Raw genomic sequence first — 23,765 nt, forward strand, 5'->3', positions numbered from 1 at the left:
TCAGCCCTTACACATCGCCTCGAGCGTCTGCGCGGCTTTGCTCGCATGGCGCTCCTTGTGGCGAAGCAGCCGGAAACTCCGGGCGGGCAGATCGAATTTTGCCTGAACCAGCAGCCCTTGCCCGAGATAGGCTTTGGCCGCAGCATTCGAAATGGCGGCAGCACTTCGCCCCTCGCAGACTGCGGAGAGCACTGCCTCATTCGAGGGAAGGACCAGCGTCACGTCGAGGTCACGCGGTGAAGCACCAAGCCTTGCGACGGCATTTTCGAATTCGGAACGCGTACCCGACCCCTCTTCCCGCATTACCCAGGATGTCCTGCTTATGAGGTCGGCGGCGGTGAGCTGTCGCCCGTCCGCCCAGGGATGGTGTGGCGGGACGACGATGACAAGCGCATCCTCCGCAACGATCTTCATCGACAATGCCGGCGCATCCACCTCGCCCTCGATGAAACCCAGCTCGGCCGCACCGTCGATAACAGCCTCGGTGACGGTTCTGGTATTGCCGATCGTAAGGTCCAGCTCGATGCCGGGATATTCGCGACGAAACCGCATCAGCAAGGGCGGTAGCCAGTAGCTGGCGATGGTCTGGCTGGCATAGAGGCCAAGGCGGCCGCGCTGCAGCCCGCCCAATTCCGAAAGCATGAGTTCCGCCGCACGTACGCGTGCGAGGGTCGCCCTGGCTTCTCCGAGGAAGGATCGTCCCGTCTCCGTCAGCTCGATCCGCCGGCCGACGCGATGAAATAGCTCCACGCCATAATAGGCTTCCAGGTTCTTGATCGCCGAGCTGACGGCGGAAGGCGTCAGGTTGATGGCTTCCGCGGCATTGGTCAGATGCTCTCGCTCGGCGACGGCGACGAAGATTGCGAGCTGTTCGAAAGTCATGGGAAATCATTCTAATTTATCGAACGAAACATAGGATAATATTCGATGGATGTCGACATCGACAGATGAGACTTTCCAGCTATCAGCAATCATCAGAAACGAATGACGGCACGCGATGTCTCTCGCTCAACGCGCAAATGAAATTCTCCCCGGCCTCGCGCTTAGCTCGGCCGTTGCCCTTCTGGCCTTTGTTGCAGAGCATGTGGAAACCGGTCTTCTCGGTGGGCGGTGGATCGAAAGCCTGGTGCTTGCCATCGCCCTCGGCATTGCGGTTTGCACGATCAAGCCGCTAAAACCGGCCATGAAGCCGGGCATCGATTTCAGCGCCAAGTTCCTTCTGGAAATCGCCATCGTGCTTCTCGGCGCCTCCATCAGCCTTTCGGCCATCCGCGGCGCCGGCGTCTGGCTGATCGCCGGTATTGCCATTGTCGTCGTGCTGTCGATCGCCGCCACCTATCTCATCGGCCGGGCGCTCGGCCTGCCGCCGAAGCTCGCGACCTTGATCGCCTGCGGTAACTCGATCTGTGGCAATTCCGCCATCGTCGCCGTCGCGCCGGTGATCGAAGCAGACTCGCAGGAGATCGCCGCCGCACTGGCCTTCACCGCCGTGCTTGGCATTGCCGCCGTATTTCTCCTGCCGCTCTTCTATTTCCACTTCGGCATGAGCGTACCGCAATATGGGACCCTCGCCGGACTGACGGTCTATGCCGTACCGCAGGTGCTGGCGGCGACAGCCCCTGTCGGGATGCTCGCCGTCCAGACCGGCACGCTCGTCAAACTCGTCCGCGTTCTGATGCTAGGCCCGGTCATCTTTCTGCTCGGCATCCTCACCAAGACCGAGATGACAGTGCCGGATGGACGCAGCGGCCATCATTCGCTGGTTCCCTGGTTCATCTGCGGCTTTCTCGGGCTGATGGCATTTCGCTCCTTCGGGCTCATTCCCGATGCGCTGGTGGCCCCGATGCAAACGGCTTCCGGCATTCTCACTGTCGTTGCGATGGCGGCTCTAGGCCTGTCGGTGAACATTCGCTCGGTCGCCCATGCCGGTGGCAAGGTGATCGCTGCGGCGACACTATCGCTTTTAGCTCTCGGCGCCATCAGTTATGGTCTGATCGCCGCCCTGCAGATCCAGTAGCATAGGACGCATTCCTGAAAGAGGATCAGCTCGCGGTTGATGCTTCGGCTGATTTCAGCCAAGCAGCGGTCTCACTTTCGCAAGAAGGATAGCCGATGGCATAGCCCTGAAGCTCATCGCAACCGACCTCGGCCAGAACGCGCGCGTGGTCCTCGGTCTCGACCCCCTCGGCAACCACCTCGACATTCAATGCGCGTGCTATTTCAACGATGGAGCCGACAAGACGCCGCTGCTCTTCGGATACCGTTACGGCGGTCACCAGTTGCCGGTCTATCTTCAACCGCTTCGGCTTCAGCTTGACGAGCCCGATCAACGACGCGTGACCCGAGCCGAAGTCGTCGATCTCGATATCGATCCCCATCGCCTTGATACCAGCGATATTGGCAAGCACAACCTCGTCCGGCTCATCCAGGAAGATGGTCTCCACCAGCTCGAAGGCTATCGCGCCGCGCGGTATTCTGAGCGCACGCAATCCATCGATCAGATCGGGATCGGCAAGGCGACGGCCGGAGATATTGACGGCAATGCGTGGCGGCGAAAGCCCCCGCGAAACCCAAGCTGCCCGATCCGCCAGCGCCCGTTTCAACACGGCCGCATCGATTTCTGCTGTAATCCCATATTCGTCTGCGACCTTGAGGAAGGCGACGGGACTGAGCAATCCCCTCACCGGGTGGCGCCAGCGTGCCAGCGCCTCCAGTCCGACGATGTGCCGGGTCTGCGCATTCACTTGGATCTGATAGAAAGGTTCGATCTGCCGCAGCATCGGCGCCAATCGCAGCTCGTCGGCCAGACGGCGTTCCGCATGCAGATCGGACTGGAGCTGCGGTGTGAAAAACTCTACCCGGTTGCGGCCGAGTTTCTTGGCCTGGAAAAGAGCGACATCGGATTCTGCCAAAAGATTGCCGGTGCCGCTCGTCTTGCCTACTGCCACGCCGATGGAGGCACGGATCCGCAGCATCTCGTTGCCGAAACGCACTTCTCGGCGTAAGCGCGATAAAATATCGTCAGCGATCACCTGGATCCGTTCGATACTGCTGATATTGACCAGCACGGCGACGAACTCGTCGCCCCCGATGCGGGCAACGACATCGTTGGCGGTGATCGCTCCGGAAATGCGGGCGGCAGCGCTTTGCAGCGTAGCATCACCGGCCGCATGGCCCCATTTGTCGTTGATCTCCTTGAATCCATCGAGATCGATATGGAGTATCGCCAAAGTTTCGATAGAGGCGTCTTTGCGCAGCTCGGCCAGACGCCGGTCGAAATAGCGGCGGTTCGGAAGACCCGTAAGATAATCGTGATCGGCGGCATGCTCTATTCGCGCACGGCTGTGCTCCAAGGCGACGGCGCGTGCTTCGGCGATAGCCTTTTGGCCGGACAATTCGCGATTGAGCAGTACGTCGGCAGTGACATCCCATTCCGCGCCGATGAAGGAAGGCGCCCCCTCGGCGTCCTCATAGTAATGCGCGCGCGAACGCAGATGGCGCACCTCGCCTCCTGGCAGAATGATGCGGAATTGGGAATTATAGAAACCCTTCGTGGCCAGCGCGGCATCGAAGTCTTGGATGGCCCTTTCGACATCCTCCGGATGCAACGCATTCATCCAGACGTCGGAGGAAACCTTGCGCTCTTGGAGCCCGGTTTCGTAGAGCTTATGCATCTGCTGGTCCCAGAGCAGTTGCTGCTCATTGACGTTATGCTGCCATACGCCGATTTGAGACGCCTCCAGCGCCAGCTCCAGCCTCCTCAAAAGGTCCTGGAACTCTTCTTCGCTTCGCCCTGATATCGTCTCTGCCAAAGAGCTCCACCCCCTTCGGAAATAGAAGAGACTAGCTAACCGCAGCCAATGATAGTTGCACTACTCCCTTTCGCGAACTTTAATGGCTGCGCAAGCTACCCAAATTAACAGCAACGCCGCAATCCCTGCCGCCGGCCATGCCCCGTCAATGATTATGCCGCGGCGGATTGGCGGCGATGTCGCGGAAATCGGCGGCCCCATCGAGCACCGCTCCATCGGAAAGCTGCGTAACTGAACGACGATAGATGCGCTGCCACGGCGTCGCATCCGGCGGCACCGGCGGAATTCCATCGCCCTTGCGACGCACAATCTCCGCCTCTTCCACCAGCATGTCGCACCGCCCTTGATTGAAATCGATGCGGATGATGTCGCCGGTCCTGAGCCAGGCAAGGCCGCCACCGGCCGCACTTTCCGGCGAGGCGTTGAGGATCGACGGGCTGTCGGCCGTGCCCGATTGACGTCCGTCGCCGATCGTCGGCAGGCTGCGGATGCCGCGCTTCAGAAGCGCATCGGGCGGCTGCATGTTGACGACTTCCGCCGATCCCGGCCAGCCGATCGGCCCGGCGCCACGAATGACGAGAATGGTCTTTTCGTCGATATCGAGATCGGGATCGTTGATGCGCTTGTGATAATCCTCAGAGCCATCGAAGACGACCGCCCTGCCCTCGAACACGCCCTCGTGCCCCGGCTCCTGCAGGTAGCGGCTGCGGAACTCTTCCGAGACGACGCTCATCTTCATGATGGCGAAGTCGAAGAGATTGCCCTTAAGAACCAGGAAACCGGCGCGCTCCTTCAGCGGCTCGGCGAAGGGACGGATGACCTCGCGATCTGTCGCCTCCCGGCCCTTCAGGTTCTCCGCCATCGTCCGACCCGTAACCGTCGGACAACTACCAGCGAGCTTGCCGGCCTGCAGCAGCTCCCACATGATAGCCGGAACGCCGCCGGCGCGATGGAAACGCTCGCCGAGATAGGCGCCTGCCGGCTGCACATTGGCAAGCAGCGGAATGTCGAAGCCGTGCACCTGCCAGTCGTCGGGATAAAGCTCGACGCCGGCGTGCTTCGCCATGGCGGCCAGGTGCGGCTGCGCATTGGTCGAGCCGCCGATGGCGGAATTGACCCTGATGGCATTGAGGAAGGCCTCGCGCGTCAGCACATCCGAAGGCTTGATATCCTCCAGCACCAGTTCCACGGCCCGCCGGCCCGTGCGATAGGCCATCTGGCCACGCTCACGATAGGCGCCGGGAATGGCGGCACAGCCGGTGAGCGACATGCCGAGCGCTTCGGCCATGGCGTTCATGGTCGAGGCTGTTCCCATCGTATTGCAATGGCCGATGGAGGGCGCCGAGGCGAGAGACGCCTCCATGAACTCCTCTTCGTCGATCTCGCCCGCCGCCAGCTTGCGGCGTGAACGCCAGATCACCGTGCCGGAGCCGGCAAGCTCGCCCTCATGCCAGCCATCGAGCATCGGGCCGCCGGACAGAACGATCGCCGGAATATTGACGGTCGAAGCCGCCATCAGCGCCGAGGGCGTAGTCTTGTCGCAGCCGGTCGTCAGCACGACGCCATCGAGCGGATAGCCATAGAGCACTTCCACCAGGCCGAGATAGGCGAGATTGCGGTCGAGCGCCGCCGTCGGTCGCTTGCAGTTCTCGAAGATCGGATGGGTTGGAAACTCGATCGGAATGCCGCCCGCATCGCGGATGCCGTCACGCACGCGCTTGGCGAGATCGAGGTGATGGCGGTTACAGGGCGTAAGATCGCTACCGCTCTGGGCAATGCCGATGATCGGCTTGCCCGACCGCAGCTCCTCCGGCGTGATCCCGTAATTCATGAAGCGTTCGAGATAAAGCGCCGTCATATCGATATGATCGGGATTGTCGAACCAGTCCTGCGAACGCAGACGACGCTTGGATGCACCCTTATCGCTCATCTCTTCCTCAAGCCTTTCCTCGGGCATTCTTGTCTTCCAGATGCTGCAGCAAACCGCTGTGATCCTGCTCGCCGCCGCCATTCTCGACGAATTCGGCAAACTCGGCACGGACGGCTTCGGTCAGCGGCAGATGAAGCGACAGGTTCTGCGCCGCCGCCAGGACCGTATCGAGATCTTTCAATTGGTTGCGAGCGGTGCCGCCCGGCTCGAAGTTGCGCTCGATCATGCGCTGGCCATGGAGCTCCAGAATCCGGCTTTCCGCAAAGCCGCCGCGAATGGCATCCCGAAACGCCTCACGCGAACCGCCGCCGGCCTCGACCAGCAGCATCGCTTCCGCAACGGCCCCGATGGTTACTGCAACGATCTGCTGATTGCCGAGCTTTGCGAGCTGGCCTGTTCCGCTCGGACCAACGCGGGTTATACGCCCGAGGGGCGCCATTATATCGCGGACGCTGTCGATGACCGCAGCATCGCCGCCGGCCATGATCGCAAGCGTCCCGGCAGCCGCCCCGACCACACCGCCGGAGACCGGCGCATCGATGTGCCTGACGCCGCGCTCGGCGAGTTTGAAGGCGTGTTCGCGGGCAACGGTCGGCGATATCGAGCTATGGTCGATTACGATCGTCCCGGCCTCCAGCACATCGGCGACACCGCTGCCGAACAGGACTTCACCAACGGCGCCGCCGTTGGTCAGCATGGTGAAAAGAACGGACGCTCCTCGAGCAGCCTCTACGGCAGTATCGGCGACCGTCGCACCATCGGCAGCCAGAGGCTCGGCCTTGCTCCGGTCGCGATTCCAGACCGTCACCGCAAAACCAGCAGCGAGCAGCCGCCGCGCCATCGGTGCGCCCATCAATCCCGTTCCGAGAAAAGCGATCTTCCTGCCGTGCATAAACTATCCTCCGAATGGAACGCATCGGACACCGAAACAGAATAACGGGAGCCTTTTCGCCGTGCGAATGCGGCGACGGTCTTCCGGTTGCGGTGGCCTCAACTCCCAAATTCCACGGGCGCCTCCACGCCCGATGTACGTCAATCAACTCTTCCCAAAGCTTGATAAACCTCTGGTGCCATCATGCAAAGGAAATCAGCGACCACCAGCAAATTCTTCGAAATAAGGGTAAATTAGCTAAAACGAAAATATGAACATAGAAAAGGCGGGACCTTTCGGCCCCGCCCTGGCATGTCGAGTACTGGAGTTAAGTCTCGGCACGGCCCCTATTCGGCGGCGATCGGGAGTACCTCCGCCGAATGTTCGTTGTCGTTGTGGTGATGCTGCTTGAGAGGACGGTTGCCTGTCAGTCTGCGAATCAGCACGTAGAAGACCGGCGTCATGAAGATGCCGAAGAAGGTGACGCCAATCATGCCCGAGAACACCGCAACACCCATGGCGGCACGCATTTCGGAACCGGCACCGGTCGAGGTGACCAGCGGCACGACACCCATGATGAAGGCCATGGAGGTCATCAGGATCGGGCGCAGACGCAGGCGGCTGGCTTCGATCGCAGCCTGAACCGGCGTGCGACCCTCGAATTCCAGCTCGCGGGCGAATTCCACGATCAGGATCGCGTTCTTGGCTGATAGACCGACGAGCACCACCAGGCCGATCTGAGTGAAGATGTTGTTGTCTCCACCCGTGAGCCAGACGCCGGTCAGCGCCGCCAAGACGCCCATCGGCACGATCATGACAATGGCGAGCGGCAAGGTCAGGCTCTCATATTGGGCGGCCAGCACGAGGAAGACCAGGAGCAGCGCCAGCGGGAAGACGACGACGCTGGAATTGCCGGCCAAGATCTGCTGGTAGGTCAAATCAGTCCATTCGAAGTCTATACCGGGGGGCAACGTCTCATGCAGAATCTTCTCGATCGCCGCCTGTGCCTGGCCGGACGAGAAACCGGGCGCCGGGCCGCCATTGATGTCAGCCGCCAGGAAGCCGTTATAGCGGTTCGTGCGTTCCGGACCGGTCGTGGCATCCACCTTCAGCAGGGCTGAAAGCGGGATCATCTGACCCGATGCCGAACGAACCTTCAACTGGCCGATATCTTCCGGCTGAGCGCGGAACTTGGCATCGGCCTGCACGCGGACGCTGTAGGTGCGGCCGAAGGCGTTGAAGTCGTTCACATAGAGCGAACCGAGATAGATCTGCAGCGTCTGGAAGACGTCGGTGACGGAGACTCCGAGCTGCTCGGCCTTGGCGCGGTCGAGATCAGCAAAGAGCTGCGGCACGTTGATCTGGAAGCTCGAGAAGATGCCGGTGAGTTCCGGTGTCTGGTAGGCCTTGCCGATCACCGCCTTGGCCGCCTGGTCGAGCGCATGGTTGCCGAGGCCGGCGCGATCCTCGATCTGCAGCTTGAAGCCGCCTGTCGTACCGAGACCGTTGACCGGCGGCGGCGGGAACATGGCGATGAAGGCATCCTGGATGGCGCCGAACTTCTGGTTCAGTGCCATGGCGATCGCCCCGCCCGAAAGGTCGGGCGTCTTGCGTTCTTCGAAGTCCTTCAGCGTCACGAAAACGATGCCGGCATTCGAGGAATTGGTGAAGCCGTTGATCGATAGGCCCGGAAAGGCGATCGCATTGGCGACGCCTGGCTGCTTCAGCGCAATGTCCGTCATGCGCTTAATCACGTCTTCCGTACGGTCGAGGCTTGCGGCATCCGGCAACTGTGCGAAGCCGATCAGATACTGCTTGTCCTGCGACGGCACGAAACCGCCTGGAACCGTTGTGAACAGGCTATAGGTCGCTCCTACCAGCGCGAGATAGACCACCATGACGATGCTCTTGCGCGACAGCAGGCCGCCGACGCCCTTGCCGTAGTATTTCGAACCGGCTCCGAACGCCCGGTTGAAGCCGCGGAAGAACCAGCCGAAGACCGCGTCCATGATCCGCGTCAACCGATCCTTCGGCGCATGATGACCCTTCAGGAGCAGGGATGCCAGTGCCGGAGACAGGGTGAGCGAGTTGAAGGCCGAGATGACGGTCGAGATGGCGATCGTCAGCGCGAATTGGCGGTAGAACTGGCCGGACAGGCCGGAGATGAAGGCGAGCGGCACAAATACCGCGACGAGGACCAGCGCGATCGCAATGATCGGACCGGAGACTTCCTTCATGGCCTTGTAGGTGGCGTCTCGCGGACTGAGCCCGTTCTCGATATTGCGTTCGACGTTCTCGACCACCACGATCGCGTCGTCCACGACGATGCCGATCGCCAGCACCAGGCCGAACAGACTAAGCGCGTTGATCGAGAAACCGAAGACATACATCACCGCAAACGTGCCGATGATCGAGACCGGAACGGCGATCAGCGGGATGATCGAGGCACGCCATGTCTGCAGGAACAGGATGACGACGAGGACGACGAGCGCGATGGCTTCGAGCAGTGTGTCGATCACCTTCTCGATCGAGGCGCGGACGAATTTCGTCGTGTCGTAGACGATCTCGTACTTAACGCCCGCAGGCATGGCCTGCTGCAGCATGTCCATGGTCGAGCGCACGTTGTTCGCGATCTCGATCGCGTTCGAACCAGGCGCCTGGAGAACGGCGACGGCGACGGCCGGCTTGCCGTCGAGCAGCGAACGCAGCGTATAGTCTTCCGCGCCGAGCTCGACGCGGGCGACGTCGCGAAGGCGGGTGATTTCGCCATTGGCGCCCGTCTTGACGATGATGTTGCCGAACTCCTCAGGTGTGCGCAGGCGGCCCTGGGCATTGACGTTAAGCTGCAGATCCACGCCCGGCCGACTGGGTGAGGCACCGATGATGCCAGCCGCAGCCTGGACGTTCTGGGAGCTGATCGCATTGCTGATGTCACTGGCGGCAAGATTATGCTCGGCGGCCTTCTGCGGATCGATCCACACGCGCATGGAATAGTCGCCGGCGCCGAAGACCTGCACCTGCCCGACGCCTTCGATCCGGGCGAGGCGATCCTTGATGTTCAGGGTCGCATAGTTTCGCAGATAGGTGATGTCGTGGTCGGCTCCGTCCGAGACGAGGTTGACGACCACGATGAAGTTGGGCGAGCTCTTGATGGTCGTAATGCCGAGGGCACGGACTTCCGCGGGCAGGCGCGGCTCGGCCTGCGAAACGCGGTTCTGCACGAGCTGCTGCGCCTTGTCCGGATCGGTGCCGAGCTTGAAGGTGACCGTCACGTTGAGAGCGCCGTCTGATGTCGCCTGGCTGGACATATAGAGCATGCCCTCGACGCCGTTGATCTGCTCTTCGAGCGGCGTCGCCACCGTTTCGGCGATGACGGTCGGGTTGGCGCCGGGATAGGTGGCGTGCACGACAATCGAGGGAGGCACGACCTCTGGATATTCGGAGATAGGCAGCGCTCTGAGGCCGATCAGGCCGGCGACCACGATGAGGACCGAAAGAACACCGGCAAAAACCGGACGGTCGACAAAGAATCTGGAGATGTTCATATCAAAGCCCCCTCTGGGGTGAGAACGGATGCAAAATTCCTGTCCGACGGTTTGAGAGCCGCCGGCGGATCATGTGATTTCGGAATGTCAGCCTTCTGCCCACGGGCAGAAGGCGAAGCCTTACTGCGCGGTCGCAACCTTCTCGGCCAACTGCGGCGCGACGACTGCACCGGGACGGATGCGCTGCAATCCGTTGACGACGATCTTTTCGCCGGCTTTCAGGCCGTTCTCGATCACCCTCTGGCCGTCGACCAGCGATCCGAGCTGGACCTGCCGGTAATTGACCTTGTTCTCGCCATCCACGACGAAGACGAACTTCTTGTCCTGGTCGGTGCCGACTGCACGATCATCGATGACGATCTTATTCTCGGCCTTCGGCTGCCCCATACGGACCCGCACGAACTGACCGGGGATAAGACGGCCGCCCGGATTATCAAAGACGGCGCGAACGCTGACGGTGCCGCTCGCCGCATCGACCTCGTTGTCGATCAACTGCAATTTGCCCTTGATCGGCGTGCCATTGTCGCTTGCAGTACCGATCTGAACCGGGATCTGCTCGACCGGTGGAAAAGCGCCTCCGGTTGTCGGCAGTTCGGCCAGAGCCTGGGTGACGGTCTGCTCGTTGGCGCTGAAGCTCGCATAGATCGGATCGACCGAAACCAGCGTCGTCAATGCCGGCGAGGTCGAGCCGGCCGCCACGAGATTGCCGACAGTGACGGCGATCTTGCCGACCCGGCCGGCGATCGGGGCACGGACCTGCGTATAGTCGAGGTTCAGCTGCGCAGTCTGAAGGGCCGCTTGCGCTGCCTTCAGATTGGCTTCTGCCTCGGCAGAGTTGCTGGTGCGGGTATCCATGTCGCTCTGCGAAATCGTCTTGTTGTCGAAGAGCTTCCGGCCGCGATCGATTTCCACTTTGGCGAGATCGAGCTTGGCTTTTGCCGCCCCGACCTGCGCCTGAGCTTGGGCAACCACCGCCTCATAGGGCGCCGGATCGATCGTCACAAGCAGATCGCCTTGCTTGACCAGCGCGCCTTCGCGGAAATGCACTGATTGAATCGCCCCGGCGACACGCGGACGGATCTCGACACGGTCGATAGCCTCCAGACGGCCGGAAAATTCCTGCCAGGAGGTTACGTCGCGCTGCTCGACAGCGGCAACCGTAACGGGGATCGCCGGCTTCGCAGCCTGGCTTGCCGCCTCGGTCGCCTGGGCGCCGCGCGGCAAATCCAGATAGAAGGCCGCACCTGCAACAGCCGCAGCAACACCCATGCCAGCACCCCACAGGGCCCAGCGCTTATCGTTGGACTTCATGTCAGTCTCTCCTTTGGCCCCGTCTTGGGATACGGGACCGCAAATTCCTATCGTCTCAATAAAATCAGGGGCCGAAGCACCGCGCATCCGCGTGACCATCGCTCCGGTCTCATGCCTTCGACATAGATCTAGTCCGCGCTCATCCCTCGCGAACGGGATCTCCTAGTCGATCAAGCCTGCACGTCTTCGACAAAACCCTTGAAACAACAGCAGATATCCTGCTGCCACGAAGGCTTGTCCTTCGACTGCCCGCCATAGAGGGTGGGCCAGCCTGTCCCGGCGGGAAGGACTTGCTGGCGAACACGGACGCCAGCCGCTTTCAGCCGACTGCCGTATTCCATGCTCTCGTCGCGGAGCGGGTCGTCCTCGGCCGTGAGCACCAATGCCGGCGCGAGGCCCGAAAGCCGCGAACAGTATCGAGGCGCTGCATAGGGGTGACAGACACCGCCCAGGAAACCCAGGTAACGGTTCCAACCCTCCGTCCAGCGCTCGCGCATGCCGCTTTCCTCCGCCTGGAGGAAAGATTTCGATCCCATGAACGGATCAAGCAAAGGCGAAATCAACACCTGTCCGTCCAACGAACCGGGCATCTGATCGCGCGCCTTTAAAGCGACGCCCGCTGCGACATTGCCACCCGATTCCTCACCGGCGACAAACAGCAGCGATTTTTTCGCCCCGCCCAGCGCAAGCATGTTCCGCTTGTTGCTGAGATAGGCGAGAAGTCCGTAGGCGCATTCCAGCACCTTCGGAAAGGCATTCTGATTGCAGCTCGTATAATCCGCTGCAACCACGATGGCGCCTGCCTCAGCAAGGCTTGCCGCCACCGGTCTGTTGGTCGCGTGGTCGGTATCGAGAAAGGCTCCCCCGTGCAGGTAAAGCACCAGCGGCGCCGCCTTCTTCAAACCATCACCGTTGTAGATCCGAGCTGCCACCGGGCCTGTAGGCACGTTTTCCAGCACAACATCTTTCCACGGCGCACTCATCAACCCAAATCCCTGTCTGCTCGAGCGAATATGTCCCAATCCAAAAAGCGGTTTACCACGCTTTGTGACCATATTCTCGAAATGCGGTCTTTGGCGCCCCCATGCCGCATTGCAACAACTTACGAAACAACATATTGTTATTCCGCTCTGAGAATAAGTAGCCTACATTCGATCAGACTATTCAGAATAACAAACAATCGGCCTCTTCATTTTCGGCCGAGGGGCGTCATGGAATGGACCAGTTGTCAGCAATGCGGGCATTCGCGCGTGTGGTGGAGACGGGTAACTTTACCCGCGCCGCGGCAGCCCTTTCCATGCCGAAAGCGACGGTGACGACGCTCATCCAGTCGCTTGAGGCGCATCTGCACGCCAAGCTTCTCAATCGTACCACACGGCGCGTCATGGTGACGACCGATGGCGCGCTCTATTACGAGCGCGCCATTCAGATCCTCTCGGAGATCGAGGAGCTGGACGGCAGCATCAGCAATTCGCAGAGCCTGCCAAGCGGCCGCCTGCGCGTGGAAATGGCCGGCGCCTTTGCCGAAAAAATCGTCATGCCAGCGCTTTGCGATTTCCATCAGCGCTATCCCGACATCCATATCGATCTCGGTGTCGGCGACCGGCTTGTCGATTATCTCGCCGAAAATGTCGATTGTGCGCTGCGCGCCGGCATGCCGAGCGACCAGTCGCTGATCGCCCGCCGCGTCGGCGAGATCCACCTCATCACCTGCGCAGCCCCTCTTTATATCGAGAAGCATGGGACGCCGGAACGGCCGGAAGATCTTGAGACCAACCACTATGCGGTCGCCTATTTCCGCGCGCAAACCGGCCGTACGATTCCGTTTCTGTTCGAACACGGCAACGAGGCATTGGAAATCAGCCCGCGCTATATTCTTTCGGTAAATGACAGCCGCAGCTATCTCCAGGCGGCCTTGATGGGGCTCGGCATCGCGCAAGTTCCGAGCTTCATGGCTCGCGATGCGCTTGCACGCGGCGAGCTCGTCCCCATTCTTTCCGGCTGGACCCGACCATCGCTGCCCTTGCATATCGTCTATCCGCCCAACCGGCACCTGAGCAACAAGGTGCGTGTCTTCGTGGACTGGATGGCCAAATTGCTGGTGACCTCGCGAGTGGGCGAGGCTTGAAAATGCGGACCACCGTCTTCTGACCATGCAGTGGGAAGACGGTGGCGCTCATTGCGGACGATCAGTTCCAGGATGCGCCTGCCTGCTGCCGGACCGTGGCGTTCAGCCGGTTCCAGACATTGTCGATCGCGATCGAAACGATCAGGGCCGACAGAGCCTTTTCGTCGAAATGCTTTGCTGCTTCGTTCCAGATCTCGTCGCTGACGGCATCGGACCGGTCGGCAAGCCGGGTGGCCGCTTCCCCGAGAGCCAGAGCCGCGCGCTCGGCATCCGAAAAATAGGGCATTTCGCGCCACGCCGTAACGCCGACGATTCGTTCCATCGTCTCGCCGGCCTTCTGGAGCTTGCGAAAGCCCATATCTGTGCAGACGCTGCAGCCGTTGATCTGGCTGATGCGAAGATGCACGAGGTCCATGATATTTTCCGAGAGACCCTGATCCTTGATCGAATTGCTGACGGCCAGAAGCGCTTGCAGCGTTTCAGGCAGAACAAGGACTGGGTTCTTCATACGAGCTTGCATGTTTCTTTCCTCCATTTATCAGAGCCTGTTGCGGCTCATTTCCCGACGATGCACTTTCCTGCCGATCCGATGTCACACCGGCCGGATTTCGTTCGTCATGGGTTTGACGGATGAGGATGAGGAGATGTGACCGATGGACGAAAAAAAGTGGCAGGCAGAGAAATTCGAGGCGAAGCGGCCGCATCTGCGCGCCGTCGCCTACCGCATGCTCGGCTCGCGCGCTGAGGCCGAAGATGCGGTGCAGGAGACATGGCTGCGCCTGATAAGGAGCGATACGTCCGGCGTCGAAAATCTAAGCGGCTGGCTGACGACTGTCACGGCGCGCATCTGTCTTGATCTGCTGCGATCACGCAAATCGCGTCGCGAGGAGCCGCTGACCATCCATGTTCCAGAGCCGATCGTGGTGCATGAGGCTGGCAACGGCACCGACCCGGAGCAGGATGCCTTGCTCGCGGACTCCGTCGGCCTCGCCCTTCTGGTCGTGTTGGAAAAGCTGAACCCGGCCGAACGGCTGGCCTTCGTCCTGCACGATATGTTCGACGTCCCTTTCGATGACATTGCCCCGATTCTAGGGCGCACGGCGGTCGCGACACGCCAGCTTGCGAGCCGCGCCCGCCGCCGCGTACAGGACACGCCATCAACGACGGAGGCCGATCTTACCCGCCAGCGCCACGTCGTCGACGCCTTCTTCACCGCCTCGCGTGACGGCGATCTGCAGGCGCTGCTCGCCGTCCTCGATCCCGAAGCCGTCTTCCGTCCGGATGCGGTTGCCGCCCGCATGGGGGCGGCAGGCGAAATCCGCGGGCGCATGGATGTCGCCAAGACCTTCCAGGGCCGTGCGCGGGGAGCCCGGCTGGCGGTCATCAACGGCGCGGTCGGTGCCATCGTCGTCATCGACGGACAGCTACGCATCGCCCTTCGTTGCACCCTCAATGCAGATGGCATGATTGCCGTCATCGACGCGATGGCCGATCCGGAAGAACTGCACAAGCTGGAGATCGTTTTGATTGAAACCTGAGATTAGCGCATCTGCGTCGGGCTCGTGCCTGTGAGCCGGCGGAACATAGCAATGAAGGCCGACGCGTTGCTGTAACCCAGCTGCGTTGCAATCCGGTACACGGGCTCTCCGGCCTCGATCATCGACAGTGCAGCAACAAGCTTCAGTCGCAGCCGCCACTCATTGAAGGAAAGGCCGAGATCATCCTGGCACCGGCGCGACAGCGTGCGCTCGGTCGTCCCCATCCGGCGCGCCCATTCCGCAAGGGAGTGCCGGTCGCCGGGATCGGCTTGCAAGGCGCTCAGTAACGGGCCGAGCAACGGATCGTCGGAAAGCGGCAAGTAGCTCTCGCACCGCGGCGCCAGGCGAATCTGATCGACCAGAACCTGTGCGAGCCGCAAATCTTCGGCTGTTTCAGGTATGGTGACATCACGCGCAGCAAAATCCGCCAGGATTGCCTTAAGCAGCGGACTGATGCTGAGCGTCGATGGCTTGTCAGGCAAGTTCGCGCAAAGAGCGCGTTCGACATAGACGGTCGCATAGCGCAGATCGTGCTGGATGGCGGCGCCGTGCATCGTCTGCGGCGGCAGCCAGATGGCATAATGTGGCGGCGAGAGATAGCGCATGCCTTCGATATCGAACTCACAGATGCCGGTAATCGCATAATTAAGCTCGCCCCACGGCTGACTCTTTTTGGGGAAAACCGTACCCGCTCTGTAATTCTCGGTTCGGAAGGAAACCGGGTTGGGCGGATCACCCTCGATGCGTGGAGGCCTGCCGGACATGTCCTCATTTCGCTACTGACTGTCTTATTCTCGCTATATACCAGAATTCGGACAGGCAGTACAAAGCCTTTGGGATGGCGAACCCAATCCGCCCTCCTTCGTTTCGCCCCAAGCCACAAGACGACGAGAGACCATTCACATGAGCACCGAGCAGAATGCTTCCGCATCCATCGTCAGCACGGCCGGCCTTGCGCCCTTACTGACGGTGCTGATCTGGTCCGGTAACACCGTCGTCACCAAGGCATCGGCGGGCTTGATTTCGCCGGGCTCGATTTCCTTCTATCGCTGGCTGCTGGCCTTTCTCGTGCTCATGCCCTTTGTCGGACGCGCGGCATGGCGCAATCGTTCCCTGCTACGGCAGCACTGGCTGAAGCTCGCCACCCTCGGTGCCCTCGGCATGGTGATCTATCAGAGCCTCGCCTACGAGGCGGCCAAGACGACATCAGCTGTCAATATGGGTGTGACGATCGCTCTAATGCCGCTTCTTTCGACGGTGCTAGCCGGCCTGCTGGCGGGCGAAAAGCTCACCGTGGCGAGCCTAGCAGGCGGCACCATCTCGCTGATTGGGCTCGTCTATTTGACATCGCAGGGTGATCCGATGCGCCTTGTGAATGGCGGCTTCCACATTGGCGACGGCCTGATGATCATCGCCGTTCTCTCAAATGCGCTCTATGGGGTTATGCTGAGACGCTGGGCGATGCCGCTTCCCATGTGGCAGCAGCTTTTCTGGCAGATCGGCTTTTCAACCTTGCTGCTGATCCCGATTTTCCTGATGGGCGATATCTCGCCAATCACTACCGCCAACCTACCGCTGATCCTTTATGCTGCAATCCCGACCTCCCTCCTCGCGCCGCTTTGCTGGATGATCGGTATCCAGAGGCTCGGCGCGAGCCGCACCTCGCTGTTGATCAATCTCCTGCCAATCGTCGTTGCAGCGCTGGCCTGGGCGCTGCTTGGAGAACAGCTGCATTCCTATCATGCGATCGGCGGTGCGCTTGCCCTCATCGGCGTTGGGCTCGGCTTACACAAGCCTCGGGCGAAGAATGATCCGGCCGATGACGAAAGCTGGGAAACCGAGGAAGCCTGACCGCCACTCCGAGAGGCCCCTTTCCTTTCGCTCGCCCTTCGTTCTACCATGAACGAGTCCCGAGAAGCGGAGAGGAAGCAAGCGTGCGCATAGCCCTGGAACCGGTGTCCTCCAGAACGACGATCCAGGAGAGCGTCTATCAGCAGTTGCGGAACGCGCTCATGGTAGGCAATTTCGATCCCGGTCAGACGCTGACCATCGCCTCGCTTGCTGAAACCTTTGGAACCAGCAATATGCCGGTGCGTGAGGCTCTGCGCCGTCTGGCGGCTGAAAATGCTTTGGAGGTCGCAGCCAACGGCTCGGCCCGCATCCCGATCGTTACTCTTGCCCGGCTGAACGATCTTTGCCGTGCCCGCATTGCCGTCGAAGGTCTGGCCGCAGAGCTCGGTTTTCCGAACCTCACTGTCAGCGACATAGCGACGCTCGATCGCATCGCCGGGGAGCAGCATGTGATCGGCCGAGGCGCTAATGTCTATGATCTCATGGCCAGGAACCAGCAGTTCCACTTCACCATCTATCGCGCCTCGGGCTCCGAGGTGCTGCTCCAATTGATCGAGACCCTGTGGCTGCGCTTCGGCCCCTATATGCGCATGCTCTCCGCCTCGGCAGAACCTTTGATGCGCAGCGGCGAACTCGATCCCGCCGGCGAGCACGTTGCCATCGTCGATGCTTTGAAGGCCGGAGACTTCGCCGCCGCCCGCGACGGTATTGTCGCCGATATCAGCCGCACCCACGAAATCCTGCAGGATTACTGCCCGGCCACGCAGGACGAGCCCCGCAAGGGCTCTAGCTCCGGTCGCCGCCAGGCCTAAACAAGAGACCAAGGAATTTGGTTGAACCTTAAAGTATTTTGTGATCAAATGATCAAAATCAGATTTCAATCCCAATATTCAGAGCGAGATCCCATGAGCTCCGCCCCTTCCGCATCGCAATTCGCCGGCCACAACAGCTTCCCGGTCGACGAGATCCGCGCCATGTTCCCCGCCATCCGGAAGGCTGGCGATTTCGTCTTTCTCGACAATGCGGGCGGTGCACAGGTGCCGCAGTCGGTCGTCGATGCGGTTGCCAATCACCTCATCGATTTCAACGTCCAGCGCATGGCGAAATACCAGCACAGCCAGGGCGTCGACCGCAATCTGGAAGAAGCGCGCGAAAGCGTCGCCATGCTGGTCAACGCCTATCGCCCGGAAGAAATCTCCTTCGGCCAGAACGCCACCTCCTTCATTCGGCTTGTCAGCCTCGGCATTGCCAAGCTGCTGGGCGAGCGCAACGAGATCGTCGTCACCGACATGGATCACGATGCCAACATCGCCACCTGGATGGCGCTGGAAGCTGATGGCGCCAAGATCGTCTGGTGGCGCATGCGCGACGACGGCACGCTGCATGTGGAAGACCTGAAGCCGCTGCTTAACGACAAGACCCGCCTTGTCGCCTGCACCGTCACCGCGCATTCCATTGGCACGATCGTCGATGTCGCTCGTGTCTGCAAACTGGCACAAGCTGCCGGCGCCGAAACCTTCCTCGATTGCGTCCATTACGGCCCGCATGGCCTGATCGACGTGCAGGCCTGGGGCTGCGACTATCTCGTCTGCTCCGGCTACAAGAATTTCTCGCCGCATATGGGCTTCCTCTGGGGCCGCTATGACGCGCTGGTCAAGCTTCCCACCTTCAAGGAAGACTTCATTCCGGACGTGCCGCCCTACAAGATCGAAGTCGGCACCTTCACCTATGAGAACGTCGCCGGAATGAACGCGGCGGTCAAATATCTCGAAGGCCTTGGCCGCCGTTTCATGCCGACCGGTGACCATAGTCGCCGCGAGGCGCTTGCCGCCGCCATGGGCGCGATCCGTCAGTACGAACTTATGCTCTCGCGTGAGATGATTGCCGTTTTGAAGCACCACGGCGCCACCATATACGGCATCTCCGACGAAAACCGCCTGGAACAGCGTGTGCCCACAATCTGCTTCAACATGCCCGATATCACGCCGCAGGAATTTGCCGATGAGATGGGCAAGCAGCGCATCGGCCTGCGCGACGGCCACATGTTCGCACCGCGCCTGATGAAACGCCTTGGCCTTTCCATGGAAACGGGTGCCATCCGCGTGTCGCTGGTGCATTATAACAAGGTCAGGAGATCGCCCGGTTTGACGCGGTCCTGACCGAGATCATGGCGCGGCGCAAGTAGACCGTGCCTGTGAGCGGTGGCGGCGCCCGAACAACTCCGCCACCGCAATGCCCCCGTGCCGGTGCCGGATCGGTACGGAAAACTGTTCTGAGTACGGAGCAAATAGCCGTTTCGCAGTTGTATCTTTCGACCTACCCCTCGTTGAGAGACCGCTAAAATGAGGATGACGATGAGCGATTTTCGCCGGAACTGTATCGAGCAGAAGCTGCTCATCGGTACATTTGCGGCCATTCCGCATCCCGTCGCCATCGAAGTCACGGCAGCCTCAGGCGTCGATTTCCTCTGCATCGACTGGGAGCATTCGCAGATCAGCCGCGAGCGCATCGAGGATCTGATCCGCGCCGCCGATGTCCATCGCGTTCCGGCCATGGTCCGCGTGCCCGGACATGCGGCGGAGGATATTGCAGCCGTTCTGGATGCAGGTGCGGCAGGCGTTCTCGTGCCCCGTGTTTCGACGGCGGAGCAGGCGCGCTCAGTCGTCAAGGCCACCCGCTATCCCCCGCTCGGCGCCCGTGGCGTCGGTCCGGGTCGTGCGGCCGCCTATGGCTATCGTATTCCGGATTACCTCGCCAAGGCCAATGCCGAACTCGTGCTTGCCATCCAGGTCGAAACAGCCGAAGGGCTTGCCAATATCGCCGAGATCGCCGCCGTCGATGGCGTCGACCTCATCTTCATCGGTCCTGGCGATCTCTCCGTTTCGATCGACGCCATGGGTCCTACTGGCAAGGACAGGCTCGATGCGGCGATCAGAACCATCACGCAAGCCGCACTGTCCGCCGGTCGCGCGGTCGGCGTCTTTCGACCTTCGGCAGACGATGTCGGCGCGTGGTCGGAAGCCGGCATCAGCTTCTTCATACTGGCAAGCGATACGATGTTTCTGGGCGCCAGCCTGGCTGCCGGCGTCGATGCCGCAAAACAAGGTAAGCATGCGCCATGGAACAAGGAAAGCTGATTTCTATCAGTGCGTTACCATTTCAAAGGGCAAAGCGAAATTGAGCAGGAAGGTAGACTTTTTAAGCTTAAAATTTGTCCTTGAAATGCCGTTGTTTTTGGATAACCATTCGAAATTGAGGGGTTGCAAAAGCGAAAGTTGCCGCAGCCGTTTGAACCCTCCAATGCAGAATTCCCAGGGGAAATTTCTTGTCTCTTCTATCGCAGCATAACCTGCCGAACGTGATGACGGGCCGCGATGCTCTCGAAGGCATTCGCGCCCAGATCCGCGACATGCACACCGACAATATCGCCGTGCTTGCCAAGCGCGCCCGCGAACTCGGCGGCGTCATTCCGCTCTGGTTCGGCGAAGGGGATATCGTGACCCCGGAGTTCATCCGGGATGCCGCGAAAAAGGCGCTCGACGATGGGGTAACCTTCTACGTCCCGAATATGCGCGGATTGGCGACGCTGAACGAAGCGCTGTCCGACTATCAGACACACTGGCATGGCCGCCCCATCCCGATCGAGCGCACGACAGTCGCCCCCGGCGGCATGCAGGCGCTCTATATGGCGCTTGAACTGCTCGTCGATGTCGGCACCAATGTTGTCTATGTCGCGCCGCAATGGCCGAATATCCATAACGCCATCCACCTCATCGGCGGCGAGCCGCGCGCCGTGTCACTCGATTTCGATACCGACTGGCGCCTCGACCTCGACAAGCTCTTCGCCCGCTGCGATGCCCGCACCCGAGCCATCTTCCTGTCGACGCCCTCCAATCCCACGGGCTGGACCGCCTCGCGCAAAGAGATGCAGGCGCTGCTCGATTTCAGCCGCCGCACGGGCATCTGGATCATCTCCGACGAGGTCTATGCCCGCCTCTATTTCGATGGCGACATCGCCCCTTCAATCCTGCAGGTGGCCGAAGACGGCGATCGCGTCATCGCGATCAATAGCTTCTCGAAAGCCTGGGCTATGACCGGCTGGCGGGTCGGCTGGCTGACGCACCCATCGGCCGTCGCCGACCAGCTCGGCGCCATGACGCAGTATATCAACAGCGGCACCTCGGCCATGGTTCAAGCGGGTGCCGCCGCCGCTCTGCGCGAAGGCGAGCCGCTGGTTTCAGAAATCCGCGGCCGGATCAAGGCCGGCCTCGATCTTGCCTATGAGAAGCTGCCGAAGATACCGGGCATCATCCTGCCCGAAAAGCCGCGCGGCGGCATGTATGCCTTCTTCGCGCTGCAGGGCGAACCCGATGCGACGGCGCTCTGCGAGCGCATTCTCGAAACGGCCCGCGTCGGCCTAGCGCCGGGATATCACTTCGGCGAGGCGTCTCGCGCATTCCTGCGCATGTGCACCTTCCGCGAAACCGAACAGATGCGCATCGCGCTCGATCGCATGGTCAACGCGATGACATGATACGGCCGCCGGTCGGGCGGACGGGAATACCGCGGGTGAGAGGAAAAGCCCGCGGCCATAACCAGAGGGAGACTAAAAAATGTCCATTACTCGTCGCGGTCTGCTAATCCTGGCGACCGCCGTCGGCCTCGCCGGCGGAAGCCATTTTGCCTATGCCGCCGATGTCTTGAACGTCGGCTCTTATCCAAACAACCCGCCCTTCGAATATAAGACCGCGAATGGCGGCTTCGAAGGCTTCGAGGTCGATATCGTCAACGAAGCGGCCAAGCGCGCGGGCATGACCACGAACATCGCCGACTACGGCTTTCAGGCCCTGTTTGCCGCAACCAGTTCCAAGCGCATCGACGTGGCGATCTCGTCCATCACGATTACGCCGGAACGCCTGAAGTCGCAGTCTTTCACCCAGCCCTATTACGACTCCGATATGGGCGTCGCCGCCAAGGACGGCAGCTCGATCAAGGCGCTTGCCGATCTCAAGGGCAAAACCATCGGCGTACTGTCGGGCTCGACGGGTGAAAAATGGGTCAATGACAACAAGGCCGCCCAGGGCTTTGCCGACGTCAAGGGCTACAACTCGCAGCAGGATATGTTCCTCGATCTCGGCGCCGGCCGCATCGATGCCGTTGTCAGCGACATCCCCGGCATGCAATATCTCTTCGTCAAGACCAAGGGCTTCGCCATCAAGGATCGCATCAAGACCGGCGAGCAGTATGGCCTGATGATGACCAAGGATTCGCCACTCGTCGCCAAGATCAACGATGCCATCACCGCGATGAAGAAGGACGGCACGCTGGAAAAGATCCACGAGAAGTGGTTCGGCGGCAAGGCGCCGGCAGGCTCCTCGACCGTCACCGAACTGCCTATCCCCAAAGCGTGATCAAAAGATCATTATCGAAATGAAACCACGCCGGTCGCAACGACCGGCGTGGTTGCAAGAACCTCGTCTTCGTTTCACACGCGGGAGTGCCAATGTCTTTCGTCGACACCTTCCTTAACTCCGACGTCATGATCTCGGCTTTCCCACAGCTGCTGCGCGGGCTTTGGATGACCATTGCGCTCGGCGTCGTCAGCATCCTGATCGGCGTGACCGGCGGCCTCGTCATCAGCCTGATCCGCCTCTATGCTCCCAAACCTTTGCAGCTCCTGACGATTGCCTATATCGACATCATGCGCGCCATGCCCATGCTGGTCGTGCTGATCCTGATCTATTACGCGCTACCCTTTGTCGGCATCAGCTTTTCCGCGTGGTGGTCGGCGATCCTCGGGTTCTCGATCGTGCTTGCCGCCTATTCGGCGGAAGTCTTTCGCTCAGGGATCGAAAGTGTGCCGCGCGGGCAATTCGAGGCGGCCGCAGCCCTCGGCATCCCCTTCCTGATCACCCTCTATAAGGTTGTGCTGCCGCAGGCGGTGCGTATCGTCATCCCGCCGACGACGAGCAACTGCGTGTCGATGTTCAAGGATACGTCGCTCGCTTCGACTGTGGCCCTTCCCGAATTGCTCAAGGAAGGACAGAACGCTCAAGGCTTCTACGCCAACCCCTCCCCGCTCATCATGGCCGCGTTGATCTACATCATCCTGCTCTGGCCAATGGTCCGCCTCGTCAGCGTGCTCGAAAAGAAGTTCAAGGACGAGCGGGCGAGATAGTCCCTCGTTGACGCATGTCGTTACCGCAAAACCGCTACACACTTTTGCGTGACATGCTTTACCATCAATCGAAGTCGGCGCCGGAAAGATGGTTGCTGACCGATGACTTCACCGCGCCGATATCCCGCCACAGCTCACTGACGATCGCGGGCTCCACATCCGCCATCATGTCGCGCAGCCAGCCTTCATGGGCGGCGGCCATGGCGCTGAACTGGGTCTCGCCCTTTTCCGTCAGCTTCGCGACCGTGACGCGCCGGTCGCCATCGGGTGTCACACGCAGCACGAGGCCATCCGCCTCCAGCCTCTCGACAAGACCGGTGACGTTGCCGTTGGTGACCATGGTGCGCTTCGACAACTCTCCAAGACGCAAGCCCTCTCGCTCGCGATAGAGCTGCGCCATCAGGTCGAACTGCGGCAAAGTCGCTCCGAACTCATTGCGCAGCCGGCGGCGGATTTCCTGCGAAATCAGCTTGGTCGTCGACAACATCCGCAGCCAGAGCCGCAGTTCGAGCTTCTTGCCTTCCTGCGCGCCCTGAACGATGATCTCCAGATCAACGCTTGCACTCTCGGACTCTGTCATAACGTCGCCTCGGCCTATCGT

General features: G+C 60.8%; 19 protein-coding genes and 1 pseudogene. 10 read left to right on the forward strand and 10 right to left on the reverse strand.

What is annotated here, in order from left to right; translation table 11 throughout:
- Entirely contained in the window at positions 1 to 882 is an 882-nt protein-coding gene (locus tag ACK83U_RS11260) for a LysR substrate-binding domain-containing protein (protein ID WP_112604412.1), read from the reverse strand.
- Positions 883 to 997: 115 nt separating this feature from the next.
- On the opposite strand from ACK83U_RS11260, the gene ACK83U_RS11265 reads away from it, so the two are divergent.
- Positions 998 to 2,017, forward strand: a complete 1,020-nt coding sequence (locus ACK83U_RS11265; RefSeq protein ID WP_112604410.1) for a YeiH family protein — start codon at positions 998 to 1,000, stop codon at positions 2,015 to 2,017.
- Positions 2,018 to 2,042: 25 nt separating this feature from the next.
- On the opposite strand, the gene ACK83U_RS11270 is transcribed toward ACK83U_RS11265, so the two are convergent.
- The 6 genes from ACK83U_RS11270 to ACK83U_RS11295 form a co-directional block, all read right to left on the reverse strand.
- Positions 2,043 to 3,812: a GGDEF domain-containing phosphodiesterase gene (locus ACK83U_RS11270; protein ID WP_112604408.1), complete on the reverse strand. Its 1,770-nt coding sequence runs from the start codon at positions 3,810 to 3,812 to the stop codon at positions 2,043 to 2,045.
- Positions 3,813 to 3,957: 145 nt separating this feature from the next.
- Complete coding sequence (locus ACK83U_RS11275; RefSeq protein WP_112605579.1) at positions 3,958 to 5,742, reverse strand: IlvD/Edd family dehydratase; 1,785 nt, start codon at positions 5,740 to 5,742, stop codon at positions 3,958 to 3,960.
- A gap of 7 nt (positions 5,743 to 5,749) precedes the next feature.
- Positions 5,750 to 6,634: an NAD(P)-dependent oxidoreductase gene (locus ACK83U_RS11280; RefSeq protein WP_112604406.1), complete on the reverse strand. Its 885-nt coding sequence runs from the start codon at positions 6,632 to 6,634 to the stop codon at positions 5,750 to 5,752.
- A 326-nt stretch (positions 6,635 to 6,960) separates the two neighbouring features.
- Positions 6,961 to 10,158 (reverse strand): efflux RND transporter permease subunit, encoded by a 3,198-nt coding sequence (locus ACK83U_RS11285; RefSeq protein ID WP_112399206.1) that lies wholly within the window; start codon positions 10,156 to 10,158, stop codon positions 6,961 to 6,963.
- A 120-nt stretch (positions 10,159 to 10,278) separates the two neighbouring features.
- A complete protein-coding gene (locus ACK83U_RS11290; protein WP_112334957.1) occupies positions 10,279 to 11,469 on the reverse strand; it encodes an efflux RND transporter periplasmic adaptor subunit in 1,191 nt (396 codons plus the stop codon).
- A 170-nt stretch (positions 11,470 to 11,639) separates the two neighbouring features.
- Positions 11,640 to 12,452 (reverse strand): alpha/beta hydrolase fold domain-containing protein, encoded by an 813-nt coding sequence (locus ACK83U_RS11295; protein ID WP_112399207.1) that lies wholly within the window; start codon positions 12,450 to 12,452, stop codon positions 11,640 to 11,642.
- Positions 12,453 to 12,685: 233 nt separating this feature from the next.
- Between ACK83U_RS11295 and ACK83U_RS11300 the strand changes: the two genes are divergently transcribed.
- A complete protein-coding gene (locus ACK83U_RS11300) occupies positions 12,686 to 13,597 on the forward strand; it encodes a LysR family transcriptional regulator (protein ID WP_112604404.1) in 912 nt (303 codons plus the stop codon).
- 61 nt (positions 13,598 to 13,658) lie between these two features.
- Here the strand turns inward: ACK83U_RS11300 and ACK83U_RS11305 are convergent, their stop codons facing one another.
- A complete protein-coding gene (locus ACK83U_RS11305; RefSeq protein WP_112605576.1) occupies positions 13,659 to 14,117 on the reverse strand; it encodes a carboxymuconolactone decarboxylase family protein in 459 nt (152 codons plus the stop codon).
- Between the two features lie 133 nt (positions 14,118 to 14,250).
- Between ACK83U_RS11305 and ACK83U_RS11310 the strand changes: the two genes are divergently transcribed.
- The gene (locus ACK83U_RS11310; RefSeq protein WP_112604402.1) at positions 14,251 to 15,135 is read left to right on the forward strand and encodes a sigma-70 family RNA polymerase sigma factor; all 885 of its coding nucleotides are present in this window, start codon (positions 14,251 to 14,253) and stop codon (positions 15,133 to 15,135) included.
- 2 nt (positions 15,136 to 15,137) lie between these two features.
- On the opposite strand, the gene ACK83U_RS11315 is transcribed toward ACK83U_RS11310, so the two are convergent.
- On the reverse strand, positions 15,138 to 15,899 hold the full coding sequence (locus ACK83U_RS11315; protein WP_112604400.1) for an AraC family transcriptional regulator: 762 nt from the start codon (positions 15,897 to 15,899) through the stop codon (positions 15,138 to 15,140).
- Positions 15,900 to 16,038: 139 nt separating this feature from the next.
- Here ACK83U_RS11315 and ACK83U_RS11320 point away from each other — a divergent pair, with 139 nt between their 5' ends.
- The 7 genes and pseudogenes from ACK83U_RS11320 to ACK83U_RS11350 all read left to right on the forward strand — a co-directional run bounded on the left by ACK83U_RS11320 (position 16,039) and on the right by ACK83U_RS11350 (position 23,164).
- Positions 16,039 to 16,986, forward strand: coding sequence for a DMT family transporter (locus ACK83U_RS11320; protein WP_112604398.1), 948 nt, complete (start codon positions 16,039 to 16,041; stop codon positions 16,984 to 16,986).
- An 83-nt stretch (positions 16,987 to 17,069) separates the two neighbouring features.
- Positions 17,070 to 17,798 carry an FCD domain-containing protein gene (locus ACK83U_RS11325; RefSeq protein WP_112604396.1) on the forward strand — a complete coding sequence of 243 codons (729 nt, stop codon included), beginning with the start codon at positions 17,070 to 17,072 and terminating at the stop codon, positions 17,796 to 17,798.
- A gap of 93 nt (positions 17,799 to 17,891) precedes the next feature.
- Positions 17,892 to 19,171 (forward strand): annotated as a pseudogene (locus ACK83U_RS11330) (cysteine desulfurase-like protein).
- A gap of 169 nt (positions 19,172 to 19,340) precedes the next feature.
- Positions 19,341 to 20,123 (forward strand): aldolase/citrate lyase family protein, encoded by a 783-nt coding sequence (locus ACK83U_RS11335; protein WP_112604392.1) that lies wholly within the window; start codon positions 19,341 to 19,343, stop codon positions 20,121 to 20,123.
- Between the two features lie 188 nt (positions 20,124 to 20,311).
- Positions 20,312 to 21,520, forward strand: a complete 1,209-nt coding sequence (locus ACK83U_RS11340) for a pyridoxal phosphate-dependent aminotransferase (RefSeq protein ID WP_412474594.1) — start codon at positions 20,312 to 20,314, stop codon at positions 21,518 to 21,520.
- 79 nt (positions 21,521 to 21,599) lie between these two features.
- Positions 21,600 to 22,397: an ABC transporter substrate-binding protein gene (locus tag ACK83U_RS11345; protein ID WP_112399211.1), complete on the forward strand. Its 798-nt coding sequence runs from the start codon at positions 21,600 to 21,602 to the stop codon at positions 22,395 to 22,397.
- Positions 22,398 to 22,489: 92 nt separating this feature from the next.
- Entirely contained in the window at positions 22,490 to 23,164 is a 675-nt protein-coding gene (locus tag ACK83U_RS11350; protein ID WP_112334969.1) for an amino acid ABC transporter permease, read from the forward strand.
- Between the two features lie 64 nt (positions 23,165 to 23,228).
- Here the strand turns inward: ACK83U_RS11350 and ACK83U_RS11355 are convergent, their stop codons facing one another.
- A complete protein-coding gene (locus ACK83U_RS11355; protein WP_112604390.1) occupies positions 23,229 to 23,744 on the reverse strand; it encodes a MarR family winged helix-turn-helix transcriptional regulator in 516 nt (171 codons plus the stop codon).
- Between the last annotated feature and the right edge of the window lie 21 nt (positions 23,745 to 23,765).

It is taken from the genome of Rhizobium sp. WW22 (assembly GCF_047041135.1).
Taxonomy (GTDB): Bacteria; Pseudomonadota; Alphaproteobacteria; order Rhizobiales; family Rhizobiaceae; genus Rhizobium.